We start from the raw sequence: 20776 nt of genomic DNA, 5'->3' as shown, positions 1-20776 counted from the left end.
TGCCGCCAGTTTCGCGTCGGCGCTTTCGCAGGAGCGAGATCGCGCCTATAGCGCTCCCCATGGTCGCAGCCATCCTTCTGTCCGCCCTGGCGATGAGCGCGATCGTCGGCGTGCGTTACCTGCTGGCGAGCGGCGGGTTCGCACTGGCGACGCGGATTCGCCAGCCGGGACTTTACCAGGGGCTGGAGCGGCAGATGCGGCGGGAGATCGGCTGGTCGCTGGCGTCCGCGCTGATCTATGGCGTGCCCGCCGGCGTGGTCGCCTGGGGCTGGCAGGAACGGGGCTGGACGCGCATCTATAGCGATGTCGGCGACTTTCCGCTGTGGTGGCTGCCGCTGTCGGTGCTGCTCTGTCTCGCGGCGCACGACACATGGTTCTACTGGACGCATCGCTGGATGCACCGGCCGCGGCTGTTCCGCATCGCCCATGCGGTGCATCATGCCAGTCGGCCGCCGACCGCCTGGGCGGCGATGAGCTTCCATCCCTGGGAGGCGCTGACCGGGGCGGTTGTGATCCCGGCTCTGGTGTTCCTGATCCCCATTCATGTCGGTGCGCTGGGATGCGTGCTGACGATCATGACGATCATGGGCGTGAGCAATCATATGGGGTGGGAGATGTTCCCGCGCTGGATGGTGCGCGGGCCGATGGGCGGGTGGCTGATCACCGCGACCCATCATCAGCGGCATCACGACCAGTATAATTGCAACTACGGGCTGTATTTCCGGGTCTGGGACCGTGTGTGCGGCACCGACAAGGGGTTGGGAGATTTCCGGGGGGTGGAGGATTTTCGGGAGTTGGGCGAGTTCAAGAAGGTGGATGCGTGAGGCTTTTGCGAGGGCTGGGGCTGGGGCTGGCGCTGGTGGCGGGCCTGACGGCGGCGGCACCTGCGGGTCAGCCGCAGGCGCTCGGCATGGTGCTGGAGGGCCTGCGATCCACCAGGGGGCAGATATTGGTGTGCGTCACCCGGTCGGCCGACCATTTTCCCGATTGCACCAAAGATCCGGACAAGCGCCATTTCGCCGTAGCGGCGCGGAGCGGCGCGATCCCGCTCGGCCTGGTCGCGCCGGGCGATTATGCGATCGCCATCGTCCATGACGAAAATGGCAATGGCAAGCTGGATACCTTTGCCGGCATCCCGCGCGAGGGCGTGGGCTTTTCGCGCAATCCGGTGCTGCGCTTCGGCGCGCCGAGCTTTCGCTCGGCCGGGTTCCCGGTCGCGGGCGCGCCGGTGGAGCAGGCGATCCGGCTCAAATATTTCCTGTGAAAAGCCGGGGTGGGAACCTGTAACCGCCTCAAAACATTCTTAGGCCCAGACGCACCTTCACGAATAGGGTCATCATGCATATTTTCCGCAGCCGACTGGCCGCGACTCTCGTCGCGGTCCTGCCCCTTTGCGCGCCCGCGATGGCGCAGGATGAGGAACAGCATAGCAGCCTGACCATCGGCGTGGGCGGCGCGGCGATCCCCAGCTATGAAGGGTCGGACGACTATCGCGTGATGCCGATCGTGCAGGCGCGCGGCAAGGTGCATGACTTCGCCTTCTGGACCCGCGGGACGACGCTCTATGTCGACGCCATCCCCGATCCCACCGGCACCGGCGTAAATTTCGAGCTTGGCCCGGTCGTCAATGTCCGGCTGGACCGCACCAGCCGCAAGGGCATCAAGGACGATGCCGTGCGGCTGCTGGGCAAGCGCGACGTGGCGGTGGAGGTCGGCGGCTTCGTCGGCATCGGCAAGACCGGGGTCATCACCAGCGATTATGACAATCTGTCGGCGCGCGTGGCGGTGACCAAGGACGTGGCGGGCGCCCATGGCAGCACCGTCATCACGCCCACGATCGAATATTTCACGCCATTGTCGATGACGACCTTCGTTGGTCTGAGCGCGTCGGCGGACTATGTCGGCAAGAAATATGGCCGTTATTATTTCGACATCACGCCGCAGGAGAGCCTGGCGAGTGGGCTGGATGTCTATGACCGGGCCGGGCGCGGGTCGGGCTTCAAGCGGATGAGCGTCAACCTGACAGCCGGCAAGTCGCTGTCGGGCGACCTGCGCAAGGGCTGGGCGGTGTTCGGCCTGGCCGGTTATGCGCGGGTGTTGGGCAAATATGGGGATTCGCCGATCGTGGCGGACGCGGGATCGCGCAACCAGTGGGTCGGCGCGATCGGCGTGGGTTATACTTTCTGATTCTGTCCAATCGCCGCCCGTCTTGTCCGTGAGGGGTGACGCCCCACATAAGGCACGGTATGACGGCGGCGCATGACCGCATGGACAGGAGAATAGAAGCGTGGCGACCCTGGGATTGAGCGAGGCCGACAAGGCGGCCGTGGAGGCGTTTCGCCAGGATGTGGTGGAGCCTTCGCGCACGCAGTTGGTGATCGTCGATTTCTGGGCCGAATGGTGCGGCCCGTGCAAGCAACTGGCCCCGGTGATCGAGAAGGTCTGCGCCGACTATGCGGCCAAGGGCGTCAAGCTGGTCAAGGTCAATGTCGATGAGAATGGCTTCATCGCGAGCCAGTTTCGCGTGCAATCGATCCCGACCGTCTATGCCGTGTTCCAGGGCCAGCCGGTCGCTGACCTGACGCAGGCGCGGACCGAAGGGCAGCTCAAGCAATATCTCGACCAGTTGCTGTCACAATTGCCGATCGAATCGGATGAGAAGGCGCAGTTGCAGGAAATCGCGCCGCTGATCGCCATGGGCGAGGAGGTGCTGGCGGCGGGCGATGCGGAGCGCGCCTTGTCGGTGTTCGGCCAGATCGCCGAGATGGCGCCCGACAATGTCGAGGTGGCGTCCGGTCTGGCGCGGGCGCTGGTGGCGCTGGGGCGGCTGGACGAGGCGGAAGCGGTGCTGGATGCGCTGCCGGCCGATGTCGCCAGAAATGTCGCGATCGGTCAGGCGCGCGCGGCGATCGCGCTGGCGCGAGACGTGAAGCCGGTCGCCGACCTGTCGAGCGTGCAGGCGAGAGTGGAGGCCGATCCCGACGATCATGACGCGCGGTTCGAACTGGCCGGCGGGCTGATGGCCAATGGCGATCGCGATGGCGCGGCCGACGCGCTGCTGGAGATCGTGCGGCGCGACCGGGCGTGGAACGACGGCGCGGCGCGGGCGCAGTTGCTGACCATTTTCGATGCGGTGGGCCTGGAAGATCCGTGGGTGTCGGCGCAGCGGCGCAAGCTGTCCCAGATCCTGTTTTCTTAACCGTCATGCCACTGGCACGCGTCTCCATCTTTCCCTTGTCCGGCGCGCTGCTGCTGCCGGGGATGGACCTGCCGCTGCATATTTTCGAGCCGCGCTATCGCGCGCTGATCCATGACGCGATGGCGCGCGACCGGCGGATCGGCATGATCCAGCCGCGCGGGGCCGGCGCCGTACCGCCCTTGTTCGATATGGGGTGCCTGGGCCATGTCAGCCAGATCGAGGCGCTGGAAGATGGGCGGTTCAATATCGTGCTGACGGGCTTGGCGCGGTTCCGATTGGTGCGCGAATTGCAGGTCCCGACCCAGTTTCGCCAGATCGAGGCCGATGTCGAGCAGGCGCCGCAGGAGGATGAGGTGCTGCACATGGCGGAGCGGGCGGCGCTGGAACAGGAATCACGGCGTTTCGCCGATGCGCTGGGCTATGTGGTGGACTGGACCGCGGTGTCGCGGCTGGACGATACGGCGCTGGTCAACGGCATCGCCCAGATCGTGCCGTTCGACCCGGCGGCCAAGCAGACCCTGCTGGAAGCCGACACGCTGTCCGAACGGTCGGAACGGATCATCCAGCTGATGCAGATCGTCGGCCGGATCGAGCGCGACGGCGGGGCCACGATGCAATGATTGGGCATGAGATCGCCCCCATCGATCCATGGCTGCTGGACAAGCTGGTTTGTCCCGTGACGCGCACGCCGCTGCGCTGGGATGGCGCGCGCGGCGCGTTGGTGTCCGAGGCGGCGGGGCTGGCCTTTCCAGTGCGCGATGGCGTGCCTGTGCTGGTGGTGCGGGAGGCTGTGGCGATCTGAAAATGGCGGGTTTCTGCCATGGTCGACCACCCACGGTCGTCATCCCAGCGCAGGCTGGCATGACGGTTGGGAAAAGCAAACGTTCCGCAACATATTCTAAGTCAGCCAATTCCGCTCTCCCTCATGTGAACGCGGCGATGCATTCCACTTCGAGCGGGGCGCCCAGCGCCAGGCCGTCGGCGCCGAAGGCGCTGCGGGTGGGAAGGCGTTTGCCTTCGAAATAGGGGAGATAGGCGGCGTTGAAGCGCGGCCAGTCGGCCATGTCGTCCAGCATGACCGTGCATTTGACGACATGGCCGAAATCCAGGCCGTTGCTCGCCAATATCTTGCCGATCGAATCCATCGCCCCCTTCACCGCGGCGTCGAAGCCTTCCTTATGCTTGTCCATGCCTTCGGGCACCTGACCGATCTGGCCGGACATGAAGAGGAGGTCGCCGACCCGGATCGACGGCGAAAAGGGGAGCTTGGCGGGCAGGGCTTGCGGCGCGGCGGCGGGCTGGGCCAGCGCGGGTTGGGCGAAGGCGGGTGCGGCGGCCAGCAGCAGGGCGGTGGCGAGAAGGCGCTTCATAAGTCTCTCCTTGAAAAGATCAGGCGCGGGGTAGCGCGGCGAGCAGGCGGTCCACATCCGCCCTGTCGTTGAAGATCGACGGCGCGATGCGGAAATGATGATCGTGCAGCGAGATGCGCACCTGCGCCTTGGCCAGTGGGTCGGCGAGGCGGGTCTTCGCGTTGGGCAGCAGGGCGGTCAGCAGCGGCGTGGTTGTGCCGGGCGGGGTGATAAGGCGATAGCCTTTCGCGCTCAGGCCGTCGCGGAGCGGGGCGATCAGGCTTTGGGCATGGGCCTGGATCGCAGGGACGGTGAGGGTAGCGATATGGTCGAGGCCATGGTCGATCGCGGCGACCACCGCCTGCGCATAGGTGCCGGTGCCGAAATGGCCGAGCGTACCGGGGCGGATGGCGTAGCTGACCGGTTCATTTCCGGGCGGGTCCATCGGATAGACATGGGTTTGCGGCGGCGACAGGGCGATGCCGGGCGGGGCGCCGGGCGCGGCGAAGCCATAATAGCCGAAATCGGCCAGCGGCAGGGCATCCAGCACGCCCCGCCGGGCATAGAGGAAGCCGAGGCCGAAATCGCCCATCAGCCATTTATAGGTGGCGCAGGCGGCGAAATCGACGCTGCCGGCGTGAAGATCGACGGGAATCGCGCCGGCGGCATGAATGATGTCGGCATAGACCAGTGCGCCGGCGGCATGGGCGAGGTCGCAGACGGCCTTCAGGTCGTGCTGGAAGCCATTATAGGTGGAGACGAGCGAGAGGCTGACCAGCGTCGTGCCGGGGGTGATGGCTTTGGCCATGTCGTTCATGTCGATACGGCCGTCGCGCGCCTGCACCCAGGCGACATCGACGCCCTGTTTCGCCAGTTCCTGATACATGGGGAAGCCGGCATAGAAATGCAGCGTGTCGGTGACGATGCGGCCGCTCCTGTGCGGGAAGCCCAGCGCGCGGAGCACGGCCTGTTCGCCCATGGTGGTGGACTGGACCCAGCAGAGTTCGTCCGGATCGGCGTTCACCAGTCGCGCGAATTTGGCGATGGTGGCGGCGCGGTCCACCGGTCTCAGCGCCGCGGCGGCGGGATCGAGCGTGCGGGCGGCGACATAGGCGTCCATCGCCGCGCGCGCGCCGAGGCTGATTGGATGGGTGGAGGCGCTGTCGAGATAGGCGATCGGCGTGGGCGCGAAGCTTGCCTTGTCGGGCAGGCTGGGCGTGGTCGCGCTGGCGCGGGCCGCTTGCGCCGCCAGCGGGGCGGCGATCGCCGCGCCCAAGGCCTGACGGCGGCTGAGCGTCATGCCATGACCTTGAGGAAGGCGGCCTTGAACGCCTGCATTTCGGCCGGGCTGCCAAAGGAGACGCGGACCCAGTCGTCCATATGTTTGCGCGGGCCGCCGATGAATATGCCCGCCTGCGCCAGCGCGGCGGTGACAGCGGCGCCGGGGCGGCCGACATGGATCATGGCGAAGCTGGCCTGGCTGGGCAGGTAGCGCAGCCCTCTGGCGTCGAGCCAGGCGAAGAGGTCGTCGCGCACGGCCTTGTTTTCCGCCTTGCGGGTCGGGAGCAGGGTCGGGTCGAGCAGGCTGGCCTCCGCCGCCAGCACGGCCGGCATGGGCGTGATGTTGGTGCCGTAGCGCGCCATGCCGTCGAGCAAATCCTTGCGCCCTGCGATCAGGCCGCAGCGCAGGCCGGCCAGGCCGTAGATTTTCGAGAAGGTGCGGGTCACCAGCAGGTCAGCTTGCCTCGCGACCAGATCGAGGCAGCTTTGCGCATCGCTGAAATGAATATAGGCTTCATCCACCAGCAGGATGCTACCCCTGGGCTTGTTCGCCAGCAGCCAGTCGATATCGGCGCGCGACGTGGTGAGGCCGGTCGGGTTGTTGGGATTGCACACATAATAGACGCCGGCGTCGGGCGCAGCGGCCAGCAGCGTGCGCGGGTCGGCAGCGAAATCGCCCGACAGCGGGACGGCGACCGAGCGGGTGATGCTGGCATTGTCGAGGCCGAGAAAGCCCTGGTCGAAGGTCGGTTCGAAATAGGCGATCGGACGCTCGGCGCTGGAGTAGCTGAGCGCCACCGAGCGCAGCGGCATGAAGGAGCCGGGATGGACCTGCACCTGTGTCGGCGACAGGCCGTTCTGGCGCGCGAACAGGCTTTCGAGCTTCCCGGCAAAGGCCATGCCGTAGCGGCCCGACAGCGGCGGCAGCTTCGCCAGCGCGGCGACCGCCGCGGGGCAGGGGCCGACCGGATGTTCGTTGCTGTTGATATAGACAGCGTCGGTCAGGCTCGCAGCCATGCCGGCTGGATCGTCGGGCAGGTCGACCTTGCGCCCGCGCTGGGCGGGGGCGGGGGCGGCGCTCGCGACGGTAGCGGCGCCGATCGCGCCGCGCATCAGCATCCGGCGGGAGAGGGCGGCGGGTTCGGTCATTCTTCGCTTGCCCGGATGGCGGCGGCGAGGCGCTTCACATCGGCTTCGCTGACCGGATCGGCATAGCTGTTGTCGAAATGGGTGCGGACATAGCCGACCACACCGGCGACCTGGCCGGGGGTGAGCATTTCGGAGAACCAGGGCATGCCGCCCTGGCCCTTCATGACGACGGTGATGGGATAGTCCGCCGTCGCCAGCTTGGCATTATGGGCCAGCGCCGGGACGGTGCCGTCGGGCGACCCCTGCGCATGGTCGAGATGGCAGGCGGCGCAGACCTGCTTATAGACCTGCTCGCCATCGGGCAGCGCGATCTTGACCGGGCGGCCGCCGGGGGAATCCGCCAGCGCGGGGGCCGCGGCCAACGCCGCGAGAGCGCCGAGGCGCAGGAGCCAGCGCCGCATCTCAGGCCGCCTGCGCGTGTTCGTGGATCTGGGTGATCGCGTCCATGCCCGACAGGATGGAGCCTTCCATCCAGCCGCCATAGTAGCTGGCATGTTCGCCCGCCAGCACCACGCGATTGTCGAGCGTGACGAGAGTCTTGTAATGCGCCTTGCGGTTGTCCTCGCTCCAGGCGGAGGTGCAGCCCAATATCCACGGCACCCGGCTCCAGGGCACCGACACGCCGTTCATAAATTCCTTGCGATATTGCGGGTGGAACACTTCGCCCTGTTTGAGCGCGGTTTCGATCCGCTGCTGCGGCGTCATGCCGGCGAGCTGGAAGCCGGCAAGGTCGCGGGCGAAGGCGCCGAGCAGCACGGCAGGGCCGGACCCGAACATCCTGTCATTGGGATAGGATAGCTGGGTGATCGACTGGTCGGTGAAGCTGTGGCCGCCATAGATATTGTCGTCTTCCTCCCAGAAGCGGCGCTTGAATTCGAGGCCGATCTTGACGTGGCCGCCATAGGGCACCGCCTTCATCGCGGCCTTGAGCGCCGGGGACACCTGCATGTCGACCTGGCTGATGATCGAGAGCGGGATGGTGCAAATGCAATAATCGGCGCTGACATCGTGCATCTGCCCGGTCGCGACATCCTTGTAGCTGACGGTGACGCCCCCCTTGCCGGACGTAGAGTCGGACTGGGCGACCTTCACCGCCTTGGCGTTGTAGGTGACGATCTTGCCGATCTTCCTGGCGAAGGCCTTGCCGATCATGTCCATGCCGCCGGTCGGCTGGAACATCGTCGTCTGCATCACATAGCTGAAATAGAAGGACATGGCGGTCCAGACCTGCGGGTCGAGCACGTCCTGGAGCTTGGCGATCTGCGACGGGGTGGGGGCGCCGTTGCGACCGCCGCCGGGCGCCTGATCGTAGCCGCGCTGGGCGGAGACCTTGAGGCTGCTGGTATAGGCCAGATTCTTGTCGAGCACGCCCCAGCCGCGCAGCGCCTCCATCAGCTTTTCCTGATCCTCGGCGGACAGCTTGTCGTCCAGCGCCTTGGCGCTGATCGCCTTGGCCAGCAGTTCGGAGGTGTGGCCCTTGAAGTCGGTCGCGACTTCCTTGTAGCGCATCGGCTTGCCGCCAAAGGCTTCGGTCGAATGGATGAAGCCATTATGGTTGAGCTGGATGAAAGGCTCCAGCGCGACGCCGAACTGGCGACAATAATGGAGCAGCGCCTTGTGATGGTGCGGGATGCGCCAGGGGCCGGGATTGAGGTAATTGCCCGCCGCGAACTGCACCTTCTGCACCGTGCCGTCGCTTTCGGTGAAGCTGTCGCCGCCGCGCAGCGAGTAATTGCGGCCGCCGGGGCGATCCTGAAACTCCAGTATCCTGACCGCATAGCCGGCCTTTTGCAGCTCATAGGCGGCGGCCATGCCGGCAAGGCCCGCGCCCAGGATGAGGACGGAGGCGCCGGGCTTCGCGCCGGTCAGGACCGGCGGGCCGGTGAACTGGGTTTCGGCGGCGTGGCCGAGCGCCGTCATCGCCTGATACATGGCGGCGGCGCCACCGACCTTGCCGATCATGGTCAGGAGGTCGCGGCGGCTGGGTGTGGTGTCGTGCGTCATGAATGTCCCCCCTTGTTGCGCGCATTGCATGGTGCTTAGGGCGCCTTGGCGGCGATCGCCTCGATCTCGACCAGTTGCTGCGGCCGGGCGAGGCCGGCGATCTGGAAGGCGGAGCGGGTCGGCAGGTTGGGCTGGTCGGCGGTGCCGAAGAATGTCTTGTACGCGCGGGTCATGCCGTCGCGGTCCATTTTGCCGCCCAGCTTGGGATCGCCGACCAGGAAAACGGTGAGTTTCACGACGTCGCCCATGGTGAGGCCCATGTCGGCCAGTTGCGCCTTCATCCTGGTGAAGATGGAGAGGGTCTGCGCCTCGGTGTCGCCGAAGGCATCGGGGCTTTCGACATCCTTGGGATCGATCGGCGCGCCGGTCGCGCCGGAGAGATAATAGAGCGTGCTGCCGGGCGGGATGATGGCCGCGCTGGCGATCATGGCGCCGGGCGCCTGCTTATGCTCGACGGTGGCGGCCTGGGCAGAGGTAGAGGTGGCGGCCATGGCGGCCAGCAGGAAGGCGAAACGCGCTTTCATGGACAATCCCCCTTGTTGACGATGGTAAGAAAAAGGGCCGGTCCTTGCCGGACCGGCCCTTCCCTCGTGACGTCGATCAGAATTTGAAGTCGATGCGGGCGTAATAATAGCCGCCCGATGTGCTGTAGGCGCTGTGGCCGTAGGACGCGCTGTAGGAGCCCGAGCCGTTTTCATAGGGCGATACGCCGGTGGGAACGACCACGCCCTTGAGCAGCTTGGGGATTTCCGGCTTCTTGTTGAACAGGTTGTTCGCGCCCAGCGAGAAGGTGACCGCGTCGGTGAAGTCGTAATTCACTTCCAGGTCGGTGATGGCCGCCGCCTTGGCCACGCCGTTGAAGTAGAGCTGGTTGGCGTTCACACCGTTCACCAGCGCGCCGTCGGCGATCAGGAAACCGCCTTCGGGGATGATGACCGACCCGTTGGCGGAGGAGGTGAAGGCCGGCCGCACCAGGACGCTGGTCTTGCCGTAGAAGGTTTCGCGCAGGTTGACCGCGAAACGCCCGCTCTTGAACAGGGCGTTGGCGACGACCTTATAGTCCGGGTTGGCGCGTTCGATATTGCTTTCCGACGCGGCGTTGAACAGCGGATAGCCCAGCTTGTTGTTGGTGATCTTCGTCTTGTTATAGTTGGCGGTCAGCGACAGGTTGAGCTGGCCGAAGTCCAGCGCGACGGGATAGCTGGCCGAGAAGTCGATGCCCCAGGTGCGGGTGTCGACGCCGTTGGTGAAGCTTTGCACGCCGATCGTGCCGCTGGTGAAGAGGGCGCTGTCGAGGACGATGCCCGCCGCGCTCAAGGCGTTGAGAATGTCCGCGCCGCCGGGCTGCGCCACGCCGTTGAGGACGGCGTTGCGGGCCGCGGTGCCGGTGATGCGATCCTTGATCTTGATCAGATAGCCATCAACCGTGATCGCCAGCTTGGGCACCGGACGGACGACGAAGCCGGCCGAGAAATTCTTCGACTTTTCCGGCTTCAGCGAATCGAAGCCCAGCAGCGCGGCGGCAGGCGAGCCGGCGGGCAACTGTGCGACGGCGCTGGTCGGGCCGACGTTGATGGTCGAATATTTCTGTTCCTGCAGCGTCGGCGCACGGAAGCCCGTGCTGGCGGTGCCGCGGATGGCGAAGGCGTCCGAGAAGTCGTAGCGGGTCGTGACCTTGCCGATCAGCGTGTCGCCGAAATCGGTATAGTCTTCGTAACGGCCGGCAAAGTCGACGCTCCAGCCATCGGTCGGCTTGGCGATGAAGTTGAGATAGCCTGCCTTGGAGCTGCGATCGAACTTGCCCGCGTCGCTCGCCTTGTAACCGGGGAAGGACTGGACGCCGGTCTTGTAGGTCGAGATGGAATCGCCGGCGATGATTTCATATTCGTCCTTGCGATATTCGCCGCCGAAGGCGAGCGTGATCGGCGTCGCCATGCCGACATCGAATTCCTTGCGGATGTCGGTGGTGAGCGTGGTCTGGGCGAGTTTGAAACCGCCGTCATAAGCGCTGCTGGGCGTGTTGGCAGTGCCGATGCCGCTTAGCTGGTTCTGGTAGCTTTCCTGCCAGATTTCGCGATGGGCCGAGCTTTCCGTCCAGATGTCGTCCTTCTGCGAACCATAGGTGCCGGACACATCATAGTTCCAGCCGCCGCCAAATTCGCCCTTGGCGCCGATGGTGAAGCTATATTCGTTTTCGATCACATGCTGGAGCGGGACCATACCCACGACGCCGGTATCGCCATAGCAGATGCTGGGATCATAGGCGGCCGGGGTGACGCTGCCGCCGGTGTTGCCGCTTTCGTAGCAGATGCGCTTGGGATGGCGATAACCCTGCTTCGCCCAACCTTCGCGGCGGCTATAGTCGCCGAAGCTGTAGAGTTCGACGCCGCCGAAATCATAGCCCATATTGTAGAAGGCGACGTTGAGGTTGGTCTTGGGCTGGCCGCCGTTGATGCCCGACAGCGCATCGCCCGCGAGGTTCGACCATTGGGCCGGCGCGTTGGGTTGCAGCGTGCCGTCCTGTTGGGTGACGAGCACCTGGCCCTTGCCGACGGTGGTATAATCCTGGCGGCGGTGAAACAGGGTCAGGTTGAAGAAGCCTTCCTCACCCAGTTTGAAGCCGACATTGCCCGAGGCGGAGAAGAGTTCGCCTTCGCTGTCATAATATTGACCGCCGGTGACCTTGAACGAGCCGCCTTCATCATTGTCCTTGAGGATGAAATTGAGGACGCCCGCGATCGCATCGGTGCCGTAGACGGCTGCTGCGCCTTCCTGCAACACTTCGACGCGCGAGATGGCGTCGGGCGGGATGACGTCGATGCTGGGCGCGGCAGACCCCTGGAACGCGCCGGAAATCACCTGAAGAATGGCGTTGCCGTGGCGGCGCTTGCCATTGACGAGGACCAGCGTGTGGTTGGGGCTGAGGCCGCGAAGACGGGCCGAGAGCGAGAAGCTGGACAGATCGGTGCCCTGCGTCTGCGCGGTGAAGCCCGGCACCATCTGGGTCAGAACCTGGTTGAGGTTCGGCTGGCCGACATGGCTGATGGCTTCTTCGCTCAGCACCTGAACCGGCGCGGCGGATTCGGCGGCCGAAATGCCGACGGCGCGGGTGCCGGTGACGATGATGGCAGCGCCGTCATCGGTCTGCGGTTCCTGCGGTGCATCCTGCGCGATGGCGCAGGCGGACCAGGACGAAGCCAGAATAAGTGAAAGTTTGAGCGCGGACAGTCGCGTCATTCATGCCCCCTGTTTTTGCATTATGATGACAAGGGGGAGGACGGACGGGCTGTGGCAATCCTCTATTGCAGTGCAAAAAAATGCATTAAAACGTAATATTTCTCAATTGTTTCCATGGCAAAAGCCATCGAGGATATTGCGGGGATCAGCGAATCGGCAAGTGACAACTGTGCATCGCCGCCACGCCATTTTGCAATCAACTGGCATGGCGGATTTTTGACTCTGCTTCGTTATGGTTTCATTCAGCCGGTCAGGACGCCATTGCCGCGTCGATCAGCGCCTTGGCCTCCGGGCCTTCCCAATCCATCGCGCCGATCACCCGCACCATTTCCTTGCCCTGCGCGTCATAGATGACGGTGGTGGGCAGCAGGCCGGTGGCATAGTGGAAGCCGAGCTGGTTTTCCGGGTCGGCCCAGGCCTTGAGATGGGGCAGGTCATGTTTGGCGAAGAAGGGCTTGGCGGCCTTCAGCCCCTGATTGTCCTGCGAAATGGTGAGGACGGCGAGGCCCTTGGGCCCATAGGCCTCGGCGATCCGGTCGAGCGTGGGCATTTCCGCAATGCAGGGCGCGCACCAGGTCGCCCAGAGATTGACGAGGATCGGCTTGCCGGCGAAATCCTGGAGCGTCTTTTCGCCGCCACCGGGGTCCTGGAAGGCGAAGTCGGGGGCGGGGGCGCCCGCCTTGCTGCGGTCGAGCCGATAGTCGAAGGCGCCCTCCTTCTTCGTCGCGCCGCCTGTTGCCTCTCCCGACGTGGCGGGAACCTCACCGGGGAGGGCGGCATTGGCTTGCTCCTTCGGCGGCGATTGCCTATCGCAAGCCGCCAGAGCGGCAGGCAGGAGCAGTATCATTAGCGCGCGGAATGACGATATCACGGAAGCAGGCTCCAACAGCATGTGGGGCGGCCGGTTCGCCGCCGGCCCGGCATCGATCATGCGTGAGATAAATGCCTCCATCCCCTTCGACAAGCGATTGTGGAAACAGGATATCGCCGGGTCCAAGGCGCATGTCGCGATGCTCGCCACACAGGGCATCGTTGCGCACGCCGATGCGGACGCGATTGCAGCGGGACTCGACACCATCGCCGCCGAATATGAAGCTAACGGCGTGCCGGTGAACCTGGACCTGGAAGACATCCACATGGTCACCGAGTCGCGGCTGGCCGAACTGATCGGTCCGGTCGCGGGGCGGCTGCACACCGCCCGTTCGCGCAACGACCAGGTGGCGACCGATTTCCGCCTGTGGGTACGCGACGCGATCGACGAGGTCGAGGCGGGCTTGCGCGGCCTCCAGCGCGCGCTGGTGGCGCGGGCGGAGGAGAATGTTGATGCGGTGATGCCGGGCTTCACGCATTTGCAGTCGGCGCAGCCGGTGACGCTGGGGCATCATCTGATGGCCTATTATGAGATGGTGCGGCGCGACCGCAGCCGCTTTGCGGACGCGCGCGCGCGGCTGAACGAATGTCCGCTGGGCGCGGCGGCACTGGCCGGCACCGGCTTCCCGACCGATCGCCATGCGACGGCGGCGGCGCTGGGCTTTGCCAAGCCGACCGACAACAGCCTGGACAGCGTATCCGACCGCGATTTCGCGCTCGACTATCTGATGGCCGCGACCCAGGCGTCGCTGCACCTGTCGCGGCTGGCCGAGGAGTTCATCATCTGGGCAAGCCAGCCCTTCGGCTTCGTGAAATTGCCCGACGCCTATTCGACCGGCAGTTCGATCATGCCGCAGAAGCGCAATCCTGACGCGGCCGAGCTGGTGCGCGGTCATGCCGGGCGGATCATGGGCTGCATGACGGCGCTGTGCGTGACGATGAAGGGGCTGCCGCTCGCCTATTCGAAGGATATGCAGGACGACAAGCCGCCGGTGTTCGAGGCGCACGACCTGCTCGCTTTGTCGATCGCGGCGATGACCGGCATGGTCGGGACGGTGACGTTCCGCACTGACCGGATGCGCGGGCTGGCCGAGAGCGGCTTTGCCACCGCGACCGACCTTGCCGACTGGCTGGTGCGCGAAGGCGGCATTCCCTTCCGCGAGGCGCATCATATCACCGGGCGCGCGGTCGCGGCGGCGGAGGCGGCGGCGGTGCCGCTGGACCAGTTGCCGATCGCGACGCTGAAAGACATCGACGCGCGGATCGACGAACGGGTCTATGCGGTGTTGACGGTGGACGCGTCGGTCGCCAGCCGCCAGAGCCATGGCGGCACGGCGCCTGCCCAGGTGCGGGCGCGGATCGCGCAGGCGAAAGAGGAACTGGCGAAACAGGAGCTGGGATCATGAAGAAGCGGACGCTGGCTGGCCTGTCCCTGATCGCGCTGGCGCTGGCCGGATGCGGGGGGCGCCAGCCGTTGAAACCCGTCAAGGGCCAGAATCTGCCTGCGGTGCCGACGGGCGCTGCGACCGCGCCGACCGCGGCGCAGTTGATGGAACCCTCCATCCAGGCCCGGCCCGAGCGCAATGTGGAATTGCTGACGCAATCCCGGCAGCGGGCCGACGACCCGTTCGACCTGCCGCCCGAAAAGCGGCCGCAATAAGCTTTTAAGGACGCGAAGTTGGACCATTTTGACTATGTGAACGGCGCCATGCAGGTGGAGCAGGTGCGGCTGGACGTGATCGCCGATGCGGTCGGCACGCCCGTCTATGTCTATTCCACCGCGACGCTGGAGCGCCATGTCAGCGTCTTTCGCGATGGGCTGCGCGCGCTCGACAACCCGCTGATCGCCTTTGCGGTGAAGGCCAATCCCAATGGTGCGGTACTGGCGACGTTGGCGAAGCTGGGGCTGGGCGCGGACGTTGTGTCGGGCGGCGAATTGCTGCGCGCGATCGCCGCGGGCATTCCGGCCGATCGCATCGTCTTTTCGGGTGTCGGCAAGACCGCGCAGGAAATGCGGCTGGCGCTGGAACAGGGCATTTACCAGTTCAATCTGGAGAGCGAGCCGGAAGCCGAGATGCTGTCGGAGGTCGCGCTGTCGATGGGCCTGCGCGCGCCGGTCGCCTATCGCATCAATCCGGATGTCGACGCGGGCACCCATGCCAAGATTTCGACCGGCAAGTCGGAAAACAAGTTCGGCATCCCCTACACCCATGCGCTGGAATCCTATGCCGCCGCGCGCGATCTGCCGGGCCTGGACGTGCAGGGCGTCGCCGTCCATATCGGCAGCCAGTTGACCGACCTCGCCCCGCTGGAGGCCGCCTTCACCAAGGTCGGCGCGCTGATCGAGCAATTGCGGGCCGCGGGGCATGACATTCGCACCGCCGATCTGGGCGGTGGCCTTGGCGTGCCCTATGATCCCTCCCAGCCTTTGCCGCCCAGCCCCGCCGATTATGGTGCGATGGTGTGCCGGGTGACGCAGGGCTGGCCGGTGCGGTTGATGTTCGAGCCGGGCCGGGTGATCGTGGGCAATGCCGGCGCTTTGCTGTCGCGCGTGGTGCGGGTGAAGCAGGGCGCGCAGGCGCCCTTCGTGATCGTCGATGCGGCGATGAACGACCTGATGCGACCCAGCCTCTACGACGCCTGGCACGATATCCGCGCGGTGAAGCCGGCGGGGACGCGCGCAACCGCCAATGTCGTGGGACCGGTGTGCGAGACGGGCGACACCTTCGCCATGCATCGCGACATGGACGTGGTGCAGGCGGGCGACCTAGTCGCCTTCATGACGGCGGGGGCCTATGGCGCGACCATGGCGGGCACCTACAATAGCCGTCCGCTGACCCCTGAAGTGCTGGTGTCGGGCGACCAATGGGCGGTGGTGCGCGCGCGGCCGCCGGTCGAGGCGCTGATCGAAGCGGACATCATCCCGGACTGGGTCGGCCGCTGATGCACAGCCTGCCCGTCTTCCTGCGGCTGACGGGCAGGCCGGTGATCCTGACGGGCGAGGGCGAGGCGGCGGACGCCAAGCGCCGGCTGCTGGAACGGGCGGGCGCGATCGTCGTGGGCGAGAGCGATCCCGACGCCCGGATCGCGATCGTGGCGGACGGGGACGCGGCGACCGTGGCGCGGCTGCGCGCGCGGGGCGTGCTGGTCAATGCGACCGACACGCCGGACCTGTGCGATTTCACCCTGCCCGCGATCGTGGACCGCGATCCGGTGCTGATCGCGATCGGCACCGGCGGCGCTTCGGCGGGGCTGGCCAAGGCGTTGCGGCAACGGCTGGAGGCGATGCTGCCGGCGCGGCTGGGGGCGTTGGCGACGGCGCTGTACGCAGCGCGGGCGGCGATCCGGGCGCGCTGGCCGGAGGCGGATGCGCGGCGGCGGGCGATCGATGCGGGGCTGGTCCCCGGCGGCGCGATCGATCCGCTGCGCGATGGGGCGGCCGATGGCGTGCCGGGCTGGCTGGCGGGGGAAGGCGCGGCGACGCCGTCGCGGCTGGAGGCGATCCGGCTGCTGTCGGGCGATCCCGACGACCTGACATTGCGGGCGGCGCGGCTGCTGGGGGAAGCAGACCGGGTCTATCATCATCCGGCGGTGGCGCCGGCCATATTGGATCGCGCGCGGGCGGATGCGGCGCGGATCGTCACCCAGGCGCCGCCTGCGATGGCGGGGGACGGCCTGTCGCTATGGCTGGAGATGGATCAGCCCTGAGCGGCGTGGAGCCGTTCGACCTCGTCATGCAGCGCCTGGATCGAGCAGACGAGACGGGCGCGATCGAGCTGCATTTCGCGCAGCGCTTCGCGGGTTTCGCCCAGTTCCACAGCGCGGCGGGCGATGCGGGCGTCGAGTTCGGCATTGTGGCGGGTGAGGGCGCCGACCTGTTCGGCGCGCTGGCACAGATGGCGCAGACGGGCGTCGAGAACGTCGAAGTCGAAGGGCTTGACGACATGGTCGTCAGCGCCGGCGGCGAGCGCCTCCACCGTGGACTGGCTGTCGAGCCGCCCGGCGATCATCACGAAACAGGCGTTGCCGGCCAGATTGGCGGCGCGGATCTTTTGCATCATGCCGACCGCCGGCAGCATCGTCAGGCCCATGTCGACCAGGATGATATCGACCGGGCGGGTGACCAGCAGGTTGAGGGCGATGAAGCCGTTTTCGGCCAGCACCACGTCATAATTGAGGTGCGACAGGCGGCGGGCGACGACCGCGCGCGCGGTAGGATTTTCATCGACCAGCAGCAGGCGCAGGCGGCGGGGGGAGCGCAAGGCTTCGGCTGCGCCGTCGAGTTCGCCGTGGCGGATGCGGTTGCGCTTGAAGATCGGCATGTCGTCCCACTTTTCCCGATTCTGGCCTGATAGGAAAAGGATAGGAAGCGCGCCCGAAGAAATGGTTAACGCGCGGAGGTGCGATTAATTCGATTTAATTGGTTCGGTGCGGTCGCGCGCCATAGCCTCTCCCCGACATCAACGGAGGAGATCGTCATGTCCGAACAGATCACACAGCTTGCCATCGACGATATTGCGGACCTGCAGGACGGCGCCAGCCTGTTCGGGCTGGAGGATCGCGACGCGCTGGAAATCAGCGTGATGGACGTGGTGATCGCGGTGATCGTGCGGCCGTGATCCCGGCGGCGCTGGCCGCGGCGGTCGATGCGGCCGAGGCCGCGCCGCTCGATCGGGCGGTGGCGCTGATCCGGCCGTTCATGACGGACATTGGCTGGTTCGAGGCGTTGCTGGCGGCGGAGATACAGGCGATGGCGGGCGACCCTCGCTACCTGCCGGGCTTTCGCGCCAGTCGCCAGGGCGGCACGCGCCATCTGGTGCTGGCGCGGACAGAGCGGATATGGCTGACCGCGAGCCTGCTGGATGGGGGGCAGGCACCCTCTGACAGGGTGCATTTTTCCGGGCGCCTAAGCTTGTGCCGGCCGTTGAACGGACCGCTGGCGGGCGACGTCTGGCGGCTGGAGGGCGAACGGGCGGTGGTGGTCGGCACGCGGTCCTGCGCGGCGGGGGCCACGATCGAACTGGACGAGCGGCGCGAGGCGCTGTGCCTGCGGCCGGCCGACGCGCCGCTGATGCTGCTGCGGGCGCAAATCGCGCCGGTCGGGCCGGTGCAGGCGCGCATCCATGACCGCAGCGACGGGCGGGCGATCGCCAGCGCGCAGGCGGACGAAGCTCATGCCCGCACGCTGATGCTGTTGTCGCTGCTGCGGCTACAGGGGCGGCGCGATGCCGCCGGGCAGTTCGGGCAGGCGCTGGACGCGCCGCTGCCGGGCCAGCGCTGGGCTGTGATGCGGGAATATCTGGCGCTCGATACGCAGCGCGCGCTGCCGGCGTTGCGAGCCATGGCGAGGCGGGACGCCGATGCGACGGTGCGGGGGCTGGCGGCGCGGACGCTGCGGCAGGTGGAGGGCGAACCATGCCCCGCCTGATCGCGCCGCCGGAGGACGGTACGACCATCGATCTGGAGGCGCTGATCGACTGGTGCGAGAGCGCGGCCTTCGACTCCGGATGCGAAGAGGGGCTGGCGGAAGCCGCGCCGATGCTGCGCGCGCTGTCGCGCAACCGCGATTTCCTGTCGGAGCTGGCGGTGGCCGAGCTGAAGGATCGCTGCGCCGGGCAGAGGCGGGTCAATCCTTATTCGGCGCAAGTGCTGCTGCTCAACCCGCCGACCGACCGCTATGTGCTGCGTGCCGCCTTCTGGCCGGCGGAACGCGACCATGTGGTGCGGATGAGCGGCGCGTCGGCGTTCCTTTATCATGTGCCGCACGACCATAGTTTCGACTTCCTGACCGTGGGCTATCTGGGGCCGGGCTATGGGTCCGACTATTATGACTATGACCCCGACGGCGTGGCGGGGGCGGACGGGGAGGCGGTGGCGCTGCGCTTCGTCGAGCGCAGTTGCCTGTCGGAAGGCAAGATGCTGCTCTACCGCGCCAATCGCGACGTCCATGCGCAATTGCCGGCGGAGTCGCTGTCGGTGTCGCTCAACATATTGGCCAGCGCGCCCGACCAGGGGTGGCGACGTCAATATCGGTTCGACACGGCGCGCGGCGTGATCGCCCAATGCATGACGGTGGCGAGCGCTCAACTGCTTCTGGAACTGGCGGTCGGATGCGGCAGCGGCGATGCGATCGACTTGGCGCATGATTTTGCCGCGCGCCACCCGGTCGACGCGATGCGCTGGACCGCCTGGCGCACGATCGGCGCAGGGCTGGCGGATGCCGCCGCGCGGCTGGCCCATGCCGAGCAGGGCGCACGGAGCGGCAGTCCGCTGCTCCGTCGTGCGGGCGAGGCTGCGTTGCGAAACATCCATAACGGATATGAAATGGCTTGTTTTTGACCCCCTCCGCAGGTGGGATGTGGATGACGAGGATATGGCGGGCCAGATGTGGGCAGACGGGTGGAATGCCATGGCATGGGGCCGGATTTCGCGCCGGTCGCGCGGGCGCTGAGCGCGCGCGGCCTTGAATTGGCGATCCGGCCGGGGCGGGACCAGTCGTCGCTGGTGCGCGTGGGCGACGCGACCATATTATGGCAGGGGATAGACGATCCGGCCGCCCGCGCTCGTGCGCTGGAGGAGGGGATGCAGGAGGTGGTCGGCCCCTGGATGCACGAGGCCGAGACGGTCGCCCGGATCATCCGTCTGGCCGATGCCGAACAGCCCCGGTTGCGGCTGGGCGAGTTGACGATCCGGCTGGTCGACCGGCGGGTGGAGCGTAACGGCCGGCCGATCCCGCTGCTGGCGCGGGAATATGCGCTGCTGCTGCATCTGGCGCGGCGGCCGGGTCAGGCGGTGAGCCGGACGGAGTTGCTGCGCGCGGTCTGGCGGCTGGACTTCGACCCCGGCACCAACAGCGTCGAGGTGCATATGTCGCGGCTGCGCGGCAAGCTGGATCGCGGGTTCGCCGTGGCGATGCTGCATACGGTGAAGGGGCGCGGCTACGCCCTGTGCCCCGACGGGCGCTGGCCGGACACCGCCTGACGTCCTGATGTCAGACGGGTGGCGCTTCCGGCGGAAGCGAAGGCCCGGATAGAGGCGCGTAGGCGCGCAGGAAGATGTCGACAGCGAAGGCCGCGTCGGCGGCGATTTCATTGGGGGCGGGACGGTCGATCCGGCCAATCAGCATTTGCTGGTGACAGCCGGACATCGACAGCGACATCAGCGCGCGTGCGGCATCGATCGGATCGGCCATCCGCAACTGGCCGCGCGTCATTGCGCCATGCAGGAAGTCGGCCAGCAGCAGGCGGGTATTCTGTGGCGCGAGATCGAAGAAAATCTGGCTTAGATCCGGGAAGCGGCGCCCCTGCGCGACGATCAGCCGATGCAGGGCGCTGGCGTCTGGCGAGGTTATTTTCTCGATCAGGCTGCGGCAAGCGCTCTGCAAGGTCGGCTCCAGCGCGCCGTCTGGATCGAGAATCTGCGATAGCCGGCCCTGATAGGCCTTGGCTGCCCGCTCGACCACGGCGGCGAACAGCGCTTCCTTCGAAGGGAAGTAGTTCCACAAGGTGCCCTTCGATCCGCCCAGTTCCGCGGCGATCCCCGACATGGTGGTGTCGGCGAAGCCATGTTCGAGGAAATAGGTCTGCGCCACGGTCAGGATCGCGTCGCGTCGATCCTGGCGGCGGGCCTCCCTTCTGCTGGGAATCACAGGCGTATCGGGCGTTGTCATAAAATCGTACCATAGAGT

At 66.4% G+C, this 20776-nt stretch carries 24 protein-coding genes; 14 read left to right on the top strand and 10 right to left on the bottom strand.

Annotated elements, in window-relative coordinates; translation table 11 throughout:
* Nucleotides 1–59 precede the first annotated feature (59 nt).
* From SBA_RS00240 to SBA_RS00215, 6 genes are all read left to right on the top strand, one after another.
* Nucleotides 60–824: a sterol desaturase family protein gene (locus SBA_RS00240; RefSeq protein ID WP_261935494.1), complete on the top strand. Its 765-nt coding sequence runs from the start codon at nt 60–62 to the stop codon at nt 822–824.
* 86 nt (nt 825–910) lie between these two features.
* Nucleotides 911–1264 carry a DUF2141 domain-containing protein gene (locus SBA_RS00235; RefSeq protein ID WP_261936646.1) on the top strand — a complete coding sequence of 118 codons (354 nt, stop codon included), beginning with the start codon at nt 911–913 and terminating at the stop codon, nt 1262–1264.
* A gap of 74 nt (nt 1265–1338) precedes the next feature.
* Nucleotides 1339–2187, top strand: a complete 849-nt coding sequence (locus tag SBA_RS00230) for a MipA/OmpV family protein (RefSeq protein WP_261935493.1) — start codon at nt 1339–1341, stop codon at nt 2185–2187.
* Between the two features lie 100 nt (nt 2188–2287).
* The gene (locus SBA_RS00225; RefSeq protein ID WP_261935492.1) at nt 2288–3199 is read left to right on the top strand and encodes a tetratricopeptide repeat protein; all 912 of its coding nucleotides are present in this window, start codon (nt 2288–2290) and stop codon (nt 3197–3199) included.
* 5 nt (nt 3200–3204) lie between these two features.
* Nucleotides 3205–3819, top strand: a complete 615-nt coding sequence (locus SBA_RS00220) for an LON peptidase substrate-binding domain-containing protein (RefSeq protein WP_224549609.1) — start codon at nt 3205–3207, stop codon at nt 3817–3819.
* Nucleotides 3816–4001: a Trm112 family protein gene (locus tag SBA_RS00215; protein WP_261935491.1), complete on the top strand. Its 186-nt coding sequence runs from the start codon at nt 3816–3818 to the stop codon at nt 3999–4001. The genes SBA_RS00220 and SBA_RS00215 overlap by 4 nt, the downstream gene beginning before the upstream one ends.
* A gap of 121 nt (nt 4002–4122) precedes the next feature.
* On the opposite strand, the gene SBA_RS00210 is transcribed toward SBA_RS00215, so the two are convergent.
* The 8 genes from SBA_RS00210 to SBA_RS00175 form a co-directional block, all read right to left on the bottom strand.
* Nucleotides 4123–4569, bottom strand: a complete 447-nt coding sequence (locus SBA_RS00210) for a RidA family protein (RefSeq protein WP_261935490.1) — start codon at nt 4567–4569, stop codon at nt 4123–4125.
* A 19-nt stretch (nt 4570–4588) separates the two neighbouring features.
* Nucleotides 4589–5848 carry an aminotransferase class V-fold PLP-dependent enzyme gene (locus SBA_RS00205; protein ID WP_261935489.1) on the bottom strand — a complete coding sequence of 420 codons (1260 nt, stop codon included), beginning with the start codon at nt 5846–5848 and terminating at the stop codon, nt 4589–4591.
* Complete coding sequence (locus SBA_RS00200; protein WP_261935488.1) at nt 5845–6978, bottom strand: aminotransferase class I/II-fold pyridoxal phosphate-dependent enzyme; 1134 nt, start codon at nt 6976–6978, stop codon at nt 5845–5847. The genes SBA_RS00205 and SBA_RS00200 overlap by 4 nt, the downstream gene beginning before the upstream one ends.
* A complete protein-coding gene (locus tag SBA_RS00195; protein ID WP_261935487.1) occupies nt 6975–7379 on the bottom strand; it encodes a c-type cytochrome in 405 nt (134 codons plus the stop codon). The genes SBA_RS00200 and SBA_RS00195 overlap by 4 nt, the downstream gene beginning before the upstream one ends.
* Nucleotide 7380: 1 nt before the next feature.
* Nucleotides 7381–8982, bottom strand: a complete 1602-nt coding sequence (locus tag SBA_RS00190) for a flavin monoamine oxidase family protein (RefSeq protein WP_261935486.1) — start codon at nt 8980–8982, stop codon at nt 7381–7383.
* Between the two features lie 35 nt (nt 8983–9017).
* Nucleotides 9018–9506: a RidA family protein gene (locus SBA_RS00185; RefSeq protein WP_261935485.1), complete on the bottom strand. Its 489-nt coding sequence runs from the start codon at nt 9504–9506 to the stop codon at nt 9018–9020.
* 76 nt (nt 9507–9582) lie between these two features.
* Nucleotides 9583–12219, bottom strand: coding sequence for a TonB-dependent receptor plug domain-containing protein (locus SBA_RS00180; RefSeq protein WP_261935484.1), 2637 nt, complete (start codon nt 12217–12219; stop codon nt 9583–9585).
* Between the two features lie 250 nt (nt 12220–12469).
* A complete protein-coding gene (locus tag SBA_RS00175; RefSeq protein WP_261935483.1) occupies nt 12470–13066 on the bottom strand; it encodes a TlpA family protein disulfide reductase in 597 nt (198 codons plus the stop codon).
* A gap of 43 nt (nt 13067–13109) precedes the next feature.
* Here SBA_RS00175 and argH point away from each other — a divergent pair, with 43 nt between their 5' ends.
* The 4 genes from argH to SBA_RS00155 are packed head-to-tail and all read left to right on the top strand — an operon-like array spanning nt 13110 to nt 16797.
* Nucleotides 13110–14495 (top strand): argininosuccinate lyase, encoded by a 1386-nt coding sequence (gene argH / locus SBA_RS00170; protein ID WP_261935482.1) that lies wholly within the window; start codon nt 13110–13112, stop codon nt 14493–14495.
* Complete coding sequence (locus SBA_RS00165; RefSeq protein ID WP_224549631.1) at nt 14492–14749, top strand: hypothetical protein; 258 nt, start codon at nt 14492–14494, stop codon at nt 14747–14749. Before argH ends, SBA_RS00165 begins: the two co-directional genes overlap by 4 nt.
* Nucleotides 14750–14767: 18 nt before the next feature.
* Nucleotides 14768–16033 carry a diaminopimelate decarboxylase gene (lysA, locus tag SBA_RS00160; RefSeq protein ID WP_261935481.1) on the top strand — a complete coding sequence of 422 codons (1266 nt, stop codon included), beginning with the start codon at nt 14768–14770 and terminating at the stop codon, nt 16031–16033.
* Nucleotides 16033–16797 carry a precorrin-2 dehydrogenase/sirohydrochlorin ferrochelatase family protein gene (locus SBA_RS00155; protein WP_261935480.1) on the top strand — a complete coding sequence of 255 codons (765 nt, stop codon included), beginning with the start codon at nt 16033–16035 and terminating at the stop codon, nt 16795–16797. Before lysA ends, SBA_RS00155 begins: the two co-directional genes overlap by 1 nt.
* Here the strand turns inward: SBA_RS00155 and SBA_RS00150 are convergent.
* Complete coding sequence (locus SBA_RS00150) at nt 16788–17411, bottom strand: response regulator transcription factor (protein ID WP_261935479.1); 624 nt, start codon at nt 17409–17411, stop codon at nt 16788–16790. The genes SBA_RS00155 and SBA_RS00150 overlap by 10 nt on opposite strands.
* Nucleotides 17412–17567: 156 nt before the next feature.
* On the opposite strand from SBA_RS00150, the gene SBA_RS00145 reads away from it, so the two are divergent.
* The 4 genes from SBA_RS00145 (at nt 17568) to SBA_RS00130 (ending at nt 20070) form a co-directional block, all read left to right on the top strand.
* A complete protein-coding gene (locus SBA_RS00145; protein WP_224549638.1) occupies nt 17568–17708 on the top strand; it encodes a hypothetical protein in 141 nt (46 codons plus the stop codon).
* Nucleotides 17705–18517 (top strand): hypothetical protein, encoded by an 813-nt coding sequence (locus SBA_RS00140; RefSeq protein ID WP_261935478.1) that lies wholly within the window; start codon nt 17705–17707, stop codon nt 18515–18517. Before SBA_RS00145 ends, SBA_RS00140 begins: the two co-directional genes overlap by 4 nt.
* A complete protein-coding gene (locus tag SBA_RS00135; protein ID WP_261935477.1) occupies nt 18505–19428 on the top strand; it encodes a transposase in 924 nt (307 codons plus the stop codon). Before SBA_RS00140 ends, SBA_RS00135 begins: the two co-directional genes overlap by 13 nt.
* Nucleotides 19429–19503: 75 nt before the next feature.
* Nucleotides 19504–20070: a winged helix-turn-helix domain-containing protein gene (locus tag SBA_RS00130; RefSeq protein ID WP_261935476.1), complete on the top strand. Its 567-nt coding sequence runs from the start codon at nt 19504–19506 to the stop codon at nt 20068–20070.
* Between the two features lie 10 nt (nt 20071–20080).
* Here SBA_RS00130 and SBA_RS00125 read toward each other — a convergent pair whose 3' ends face one another.
* Nucleotides 20081–20758 (bottom strand): TetR/AcrR family transcriptional regulator, encoded by a 678-nt coding sequence (locus tag SBA_RS00125; protein ID WP_261935475.1) that lies wholly within the window; start codon nt 20756–20758, stop codon nt 20081–20083.
* Between the last annotated feature and the right edge of the window lie 18 nt (nt 20759–20776).

This window comes from Sphingomonas bisphenolicum (assembly GCF_024349785.1).
Taxonomy (GTDB): Bacteria; Pseudomonadota; Alphaproteobacteria; order Sphingomonadales; family Sphingomonadaceae; genus Sphingobium; species Sphingobium bisphenolicum.
The sequence above is the reverse complement of the archived record's forward strand: the minus strand, read 5'-3'. Positions and strand labels throughout refer to the sequence as shown.

Bases quoted from the DNA above. Each gene is read 5' to 3' on its own strand.
- SBA_RS00240 (WP_261935494.1), top strand. From the start codon at position 60: ATGGTCGCAGCCATCCTTCTGTCCGCCCTGGCGATGAGCGCGATCGTC.
- SBA_RS00235 (WP_261936646.1), top strand. From the start codon at position 911: ATGGTGCTGGAGGGCCTGCGATCCACCAGGGGGCAGATATTGGTGTGC.
- SBA_RS00230 (WP_261935493.1), top strand. From the start codon at position 1,339: ATGCATATTTTCCGCAGCCGACTGGCCGCGACTCTCGTCGCGGTCCTG.
- SBA_RS00220 (WP_224549609.1), top strand. From the start codon at position 3,205: ATGCCACTGGCACGCGTCTCCATCTTTCCCTTGTCCGGCGCGCTGCTG.
- SBA_RS00215 (WP_261935491.1), top strand. From the start codon at position 3,816: ATGATTGGGCATGAGATCGCCCCCATCGATCCATGGCTGCTGGACAAG.
- SBA_RS00210 (WP_261935490.1), bottom strand. From the start codon at position 4,569: ATGAAGCGCCTTCTCGCCACCGCCCTGCTGCTGGCCGCCGCACCCGCC.
- SBA_RS00205 (WP_261935489.1), bottom strand. From the start codon at position 5,848: ATGACGCTCAGCCGCCGTCAGGCCTTGGGCGCGGCGATCGCCGCCCCG.
- SBA_RS00200 (WP_261935488.1), bottom strand. From the start codon at position 6,978: ATGACCGAACCCGCCGCCCTCTCCCGCCGGATGCTGATGCGCGGCGCG.
- SBA_RS00195 (WP_261935487.1), bottom strand. From the start codon at position 7,379: ATGCGGCGCTGGCTCCTGCGCCTCGGCGCTCTCGCGGCGTTGGCCGCG.
- SBA_RS00190 (WP_261935486.1), bottom strand. From the start codon at position 8,982: ATGACGCACGACACCACACCCAGCCGCCGCGACCTCCTGACCATGATC.
- SBA_RS00185 (WP_261935485.1), bottom strand. From the start codon at position 9,506: ATGAAAGCGCGTTTCGCCTTCCTGCTGGCCGCCATGGCCGCCACCTCT.
- SBA_RS00180 (WP_261935484.1), bottom strand. From the start codon at position 12,219: ATGACGCGACTGTCCGCGCTCAAACTTTCACTTATTCTGGCTTCGTCC.
- SBA_RS00175 (WP_261935483.1), bottom strand. From the start codon at position 13,066: ATGATACTGCTCCTGCCTGCCGCTCTGGCGGCTTGCGATAGGCAATCG.
- argH (WP_261935482.1), top strand. From the start codon at position 13,110: ATGTGGGGCGGCCGGTTCGCCGCCGGCCCGGCATCGATCATGCGTGAG.
- SBA_RS00165 (WP_224549631.1), top strand. From the start codon at position 14,492: ATGAAGAAGCGGACGCTGGCTGGCCTGTCCCTGATCGCGCTGGCGCTG.
- SBA_RS00155 (WP_261935480.1), top strand. From the start codon at position 16,033: ATGCACAGCCTGCCCGTCTTCCTGCGGCTGACGGGCAGGCCGGTGATC.
- SBA_RS00150 (WP_261935479.1), bottom strand. From the start codon at position 17,411: ATGCCGATCTTCAAGCGCAACCGCATCCGCCACGGCGAACTCGACGGC.
- SBA_RS00145 (WP_224549638.1), top strand. From the start codon at position 17,568: ATGTCCGAACAGATCACACAGCTTGCCATCGACGATATTGCGGACCTG.
- SBA_RS00135 (WP_261935477.1), top strand. From the start codon at position 18,505: ATGCCCCGCCTGATCGCGCCGCCGGAGGACGGTACGACCATCGATCTG.
- SBA_RS00130 (WP_261935476.1), top strand. From the start codon at position 19,504: ATGGGGCCGGATTTCGCGCCGGTCGCGCGGGCGCTGAGCGCGCGCGGC.
- SBA_RS00125 (WP_261935475.1), bottom strand. From the start codon at position 20,758: ATGACAACGCCCGATACGCCTGTGATTCCCAGCAGAAGGGAGGCCCGC.